The 5,612-nt window shown below is 45.9% G+C and carries 5 protein-coding genes and 1 CRISPR repeat array; of the genes, 2 read left to right on the forward strand and 3 right to left on the reverse strand.

Annotated features, from left to right (window positions below; translation table 11 throughout):
- Nucleotides 1-6: 6 nt before the first annotated feature.
- Nucleotides 7-915: direct repeats of the CRISPR family, unit length 37 nt; unit sequence GCCGCAATCAACTCCACTCCCTACTAGGGATTGAAAC.
- 209 nt (nucleotides 916-1,124) lie between these two features.
- Nucleotides 1,125-2,933, forward strand: a complete 1,809-nt coding sequence (locus tag WBA89_RS27465; protein WP_424410807.1) for an aspartate kinase — start codon at nucleotides 1,125-1,127, stop codon at nucleotides 2,931-2,933.
- A 228-nt stretch (nucleotides 2,934-3,161) separates the two neighbouring features.
- Here the strand turns inward: WBA89_RS27465 and WBA89_RS27470 are convergent, their stop codons facing one another.
- The 3 genes from WBA89_RS27470 to WBA89_RS27480 all read right to left on the reverse strand — a co-directional run bounded on the left by WBA89_RS27470 (nucleotide 3,162) and on the right by WBA89_RS27480 (nucleotide 4,938).
- Nucleotides 3,162-3,527, reverse strand: a complete 366-nt coding sequence (locus WBA89_RS27470; protein ID WP_424410808.1) for a DUF5615 family PIN-like protein — start codon at nucleotides 3,525-3,527, stop codon at nucleotides 3,162-3,164.
- A complete protein-coding gene (locus WBA89_RS27475; RefSeq protein WP_424410809.1) occupies nucleotides 3,502-3,855 on the reverse strand; it encodes a DUF433 domain-containing protein in 354 nt (117 codons plus the stop codon). Before WBA89_RS27475 ends, WBA89_RS27470 begins: the two co-directional genes overlap by 26 nt.
- Before the next feature lie 117 nt (nucleotides 3,856-3,972).
- Nucleotides 3,973-4,938, reverse strand: a complete 966-nt coding sequence (locus tag WBA89_RS27480) for a DNA cytosine methyltransferase (RefSeq protein WP_424410810.1) — start codon at nucleotides 4,936-4,938, stop codon at nucleotides 3,973-3,975.
- Between the two features lie 255 nt (nucleotides 4,939-5,193).
- Here WBA89_RS27480 and WBA89_RS27485 point away from each other — a divergent pair, with 255 nt between their 5' ends.
- Nucleotides 5,194-5,577, forward strand: a complete 384-nt coding sequence (locus tag WBA89_RS27485) for a DUF4346 domain-containing protein (RefSeq protein WP_424410811.1) — start codon at nucleotides 5,194-5,196, stop codon at nucleotides 5,575-5,577.
- Nucleotides 5,578-5,612: the final 35 nt, after the last annotated feature.

Below are 5,612 nucleotides of genomic sequence, written 5' to 3' on the forward strand. Positions count from 1 at the left end.
AAATTTGCCGCAATCAAATCCACTCCCGACTAGGGATTGAAACTCAACAACACTCCTTGCCGTATACAGAGACCGAAAGGGCCGCAATCAACTCCACTCCCTACTAGGGATTGAAACAAATCGGCAATTGCAACCACTGCACCCAAAGGAACTTCGCCGCAATCAACTCCACTCCCTACTAGGGATTGAAACGCGGTGCTGGATGTAAGACAAAATGGCATCTTCGCCGCAATCAACTCCACTCCCTACTAGGGATTGAAACGGGGAAATGGAACTGGAGAACTTTTTGAGCATGAGCCGCAATCAACTCCACTCCCTACTAGGGATTGAAACCCAACTTGATGGCTTCCATCTTTCCAGTCAATCCGCCGCAATCAACTCCACTCCCTACTAGGGATTGAAACAATTTGACTTAACAGTAAAGCTTCAACGCGGCGACCAAAGCCGCAATCAACTCCACTCCCTACTAGGGATTGAAACATTGACAAGCTGTTTGTTTAACTCACGGTATTTTGCAGCCGCAATCAACTCCACTCCCTACTAGGGATTGAAACTTAAAATCAACGAAGTAATCAGCCGGCCCGCCGAGCCGCAATCAACTCCACTCCCTACTAGGGATTGAAACTACAAGCCAATTAGATGCTATCGAGCATTTTATGGAAGCCGCAATCAACTCCACTCCCTACTAGGGATTGAAACTTCGTATCAATCATTAACTCGATTGATTTGGCTCGGCCGCAATCAACTCCACTCCCTACTAGGGATTGAAACTTTTCGAGAATTTTGGACACAAGAATCAAATATTAGCCGCAATCAACTCCACTCCCTACTAGGGATTGAAACTTTAGAAGGAATTACTGAACAATGCAAGAATTTAAGCCGCAATCAACTCCACTCCCTACTAGGGATTGAAACTTAGAGCTTCCTATGCCCGAATACTCGCCCAAAACGATCGCTCTCGTAAAAAACCCGGTTTCTTGATTGAGAGTGCATAAGTCCGACTGCTGCAAAAAGCCCGATCGACCACCAGCCTCACAAACAAGATCAACATCCGCTATAATCCAGAGTTTGCGTGTATTAATTGGTTAAGAGTAAAGTATTGCATCACTTTTGTGTAAAGTCCTATGGCACTAATTGTTCAGAAATATGGCGGAACATCGGTTGGTACAGTCGATCGCATTTTGGAAGTAGCGCGACGAGTAGTCAAAACAGTAAAGCTGGGAAACTCCCTAGTTGTCGTACTTTCGGCGATGGGAAAAACGACTGACGGTTTAGTGAAACTGGCGAAGGAAATTTCCGCAAATCCCAGCAAGCGGGAAATGGATATGTTGCTCTCGACTGGGGAACAAGTATCGATCGCCCTTTTGAGCATGGCATTGCAAGAAATGGGACAGCCCGCAATTTCCCTTACCGGAGCCCAAGTCGGCATTGTCACCGAAGCCGCCCACACCCGCGCCCGGATTTTGCGAATCGACCCTAACAGGCTCCAAACCCAGTTAAATAGCGGTAAAGTCGTAGTCGTCGCAGGTTTCCAAGGCATCGCTAACGCCGCAGAATTGGAAATTACTACTTTGGGTAGAGGCGGTTCCGACACCACAGCAGTAGCCATCGCCGCAGCGCTGCAGGCAGACAAATGCGAAATTTATACTGACGTGCCCGGAATTCTAACTACAGATCCGCGCTTGGTAGCCGACGCGCAATTGATGGACGAAATCACCTGCGACGAAATGCTGGAATTGGCGAGTTTGGGCGCAAAAGTCCTGCACCCGCGCGCCGTAGAAATTGCCAAGAATTACGGCGTGCCGCTGGTGGTGCTTTCTAGCTGGAGTGACGCTCCCGGTACGCGGGTAGTGTCCCAACCCCCACCGCCCAGGCCTTTGGAGGGCTTGGAGCTCGCAAAAGCGGTGGATGCGGTGGAATTTGACTTGGATCAGGCGGGGGTGTCGCTGTTGCGTTTGCCCGATCGCCCTGGAGTAGCAGCGCGGTTGTTTGGGGCGATCGCGCAGCAAAACCTCGATGTAGACTTAATTATTCAGTCAATTCACGAAGGAAATACTAACGATATCGCCTTTACGGTGAGGCGAAATTCCCTCAATCAAGCTGTGGCGGTTGCAGATGCGATCGTGCCCTCCCTCGGTAAGAATTCGCGCCCAGAATTGGGGGAACCGGAAGTGAAAGCAGAAGAACGACCCATAGCTAAAGTTAGCATTGCGGGTGCGGGAATGATCGGCCGTCCGAGGGTAGCGGCCCAGATGTTTAATACTTTGGCGGATGCGGGGATTAATATTCAGATGATTTCGACTTCCGAGGTGAAGGTTAGTTGTACGATCGATGCTGCAGAGTGCGATCGGGCAGTTGCCGAACTTTGCAAAGCATTTGATGTCGCCAACTCCCCTGTCGGGCTGCGTTGTGCGTCGCATAAACCGCCCGCTGTGAGGGCTGTAGCCTTGGATCTCAATCAAGCGCGTCTGGCAATTCGCCAATTGCCCGATCGACCCGGAGTAGCAGCAAAAATGTTCCGACTTTTAGCCGAAGAAAATATTAGCGTAGACACGATCATTCAATCGCAGCGGTGTCACAATATCGACGGCATATTAACGCGCGACATTGCATTTACTGTAGCACAAATTGACGCAGAAGCAGCTAAAACAGTCCTAGAAAAATCAGCAGTAGAATTCGGCTGGGGGGAAGTAGCAGTCGATACAGAAATCGCCAAAGTTAGCGTTGTCGGTTCCGGGATGGTAGCGCATCCGGGAGTTGCGGCTAAGATGTTTGAAGCGCTTTCTCAGCACAAAATCAACATTCAAATGATTGCGACTTCTGAGATTAAGATTAGTTGCGTTGTGGATGAGGCCCAGGGTGTCACAGCTTTGAAGGCAATTCACGCGGCGTTTGAGCTTTCGGGGAGTGAAAAAGTTCAAGTTCCAGCGTAATACTTGTTTGTAGTAGTAGTAGGGACACAGTGCGGTGTCCTTATACCATTTTTCTTTCATATGTGCTATGGATGAATTCTTAGCCCCCCCTTAATAAGGGGGGGTTGGGGGGGTAATATCTAGCGCTACTTTATGAAATTGGTATTATTGCTTATTGCTGCCGTGTCATTATTGCAGATGATTAGGCTGTGTTAGGATCGAATTGGCGATCGCCCTTGACAAATTTATTCAAACAATTTCTCGCAAATGAACTATTTGATCCTGATATTCAGCATCAAAAGATGCCTCAGCAATAAAAATCAATTGCCGAATATTTTGTCCGATACTTAACTTTGCATTGAGGAGAAAAATCCCCGGAATATGACAACCCTCAGCTAAATGATCTGTCAAATGCACGGGCATCGATTTACGATTGTTCGTTACCAATATAAAGTTATATTCCTCGCACCATTTAAGAATTTCTGGATCTAAAGTTCCTCGACTCGGAGCTTCGGGTTCGCCCACGCACCAAATTATCAAATCGGGATTGCGTGTCAGCATTTCAGCTTTATAACTAGGATCTACATTTTCATCTAACAGATAATTCAGACTCATTTGTGATTTGTTTAGCTTTTTGTTCCGCTCTCAATTTTTGCAGTCTGGCAATACCAGGTGGAGGATTAAGTTGCTGTGCTTTAAGTTGCTGGTGGCTCCACTCCAACCAATCAGCAATGTAGTTACTAACCGCCTCTTTGTTGTGCAGGTAGTAAAGGATAGTAGCATAAACTTGTTCCAAGTTTAGAGATGGATAAGTTTGAGCAATTTGTTCGGGAGTGCGAGCGCGATGGATGAAATCATATAGAATGGTTTCAATGCCGATTCTCGTTCCTTTTACGCGAATATCATCGGGCCGCTGAAAGTCGAAATAGTCTTCTAGTTGCATGGGTGAACAATCCTATTTTAAAGTTTGTGTAAATTGAATTTGTAAGTGATATTATATCATGTCAAGTGCTATTATTCCTTAGTCCGCGAATCATCCTGACTTCGTATAGAAGGAGTTTCAACCGCCGATTAATATTTCTTGGGCGATCGCCTCCACCACCGGCACGCAAACCGAATTCCCAATTTGCTTGTAACTCTCCCCCGCACCGGGATAACTCTTAAAAGCTTCAGGAAAACCCATGAGACGGTAACATTCCTTCAGCGTCAACTTTCTCACCAAATCTCGATCGGGAAAATAGACAAAAAACCTGCCCGATGTTTCTTGCGAAGGAATTGTCGGATGCACGCCATCCACCGAATAAATGCGATTCGGCTGTCTGTGCACTCTCGACAAATGTTCTGTATTCGGCCTCACGCCAGTTTTCCAAGTACCTTTATTTCTGTAACCTACAAACACAAGTCCCGAATCTTGCTGTTTCGGATAATCAATTAAAGTATACTCTGATTTATCCAATATTTCAAAATCCCCCGTCTCGTCTAGAAAATCCCTGAGTTTGGGCGGAAACTTGCTTTTTAGGAATGAAAAATTGAAGGGTTTACCTTTAGTTGCAATAATAAATATTCTTTCGCGGTGTTGGGGAATGCCAAAGTCTTTAGCATTCAGCATTTTATAATTCACGCTGTAGCCCAAATCTTCCAGACTCGCAATAATTACTTTTAAGGTATTTCCCTTGTCGTGATGGATTAAGTGCTTGACATTTTCCAGAACAACTACTTGAGGTTGTTTGACTTTGATGATTTTACAAATATCGAAAAATAGCGTCCCTCTAGTATCTTCAAAACCGAGTTTTTTGCCGCAGATACTAAAAGGTTGGCACGGAAAACCTGCGACTAAAACATCAAAGTCTACTAATTCGGCGGGATGGATGTTACTGATGTCGGCAAAAGGCACTTCGCCGAAATTTTCTGCGTAAACTTCTCGGCATTTGCTATTAATTTCGCAGGAAAAAACGCATTCAAAGCCCTGTTTTTCAAAACCTTGTCTGAAACCTCCTATTCCCGAAAACAAATCTATAAATTTCATCTATAATTTAATGCTAAATCTTGCTCAACCCAATAATAACAGATTTTGTTTCTCTTTCTTCTTTCACTCTGCGTTCTCTGCGCTCTCTGCGGTTAATAATACTCATTCAAACAAAAACCAGGCGACGAACAGGAAATTACCGTGCCTGCAGATATCATCTATAATATCGCCCAAAAATTCCCAAACTTGTCCCGCAGCCCACTAAACTAGGAATAGCAAAAAAATATAGCTACTGTTTACTTCATTTCACCAACCATGAGTCAAACCTTGGAAAACCTCACCGCCATCGATGACAACCTCTCCAAACGCCACATCGACCTCGATCCGGGTGGCTACTTCATCATCTATCTCGATCGCGAAACCGGCTTAATTTGCGCCAAACACTTCACCAACATCATCGACGATCGCGGCCTGGCTGTCGATCCCGAAACCGGCAAACCGATCCCCGCCCGCGGCAAGGTAGAACGCACCCAGTGCACACTTTTTAGCGGCAGAACCGCCAAAGAACTTTGCGTCAAAATTTTAGAAGAAACCCGCCCCAGCCCGCTGACAATGTTAGATCACGCGGCTTATCTGGGACGGGAATTTGTGCGGGCAGAACTTGCATTGTTGAGCGATCGAGAATACGTTCAAGATTAGTGCAACTGTTAACTGTTAACTGTTAACTGTTAACT

The organism is Microcoleus sp. (genome assembly GCF_049646505.1).
Classification (GTDB): domain Bacteria; phylum Cyanobacteriota; class Cyanobacteriia; order Cyanobacteriales; family Microcoleaceae; genus Microcoleus.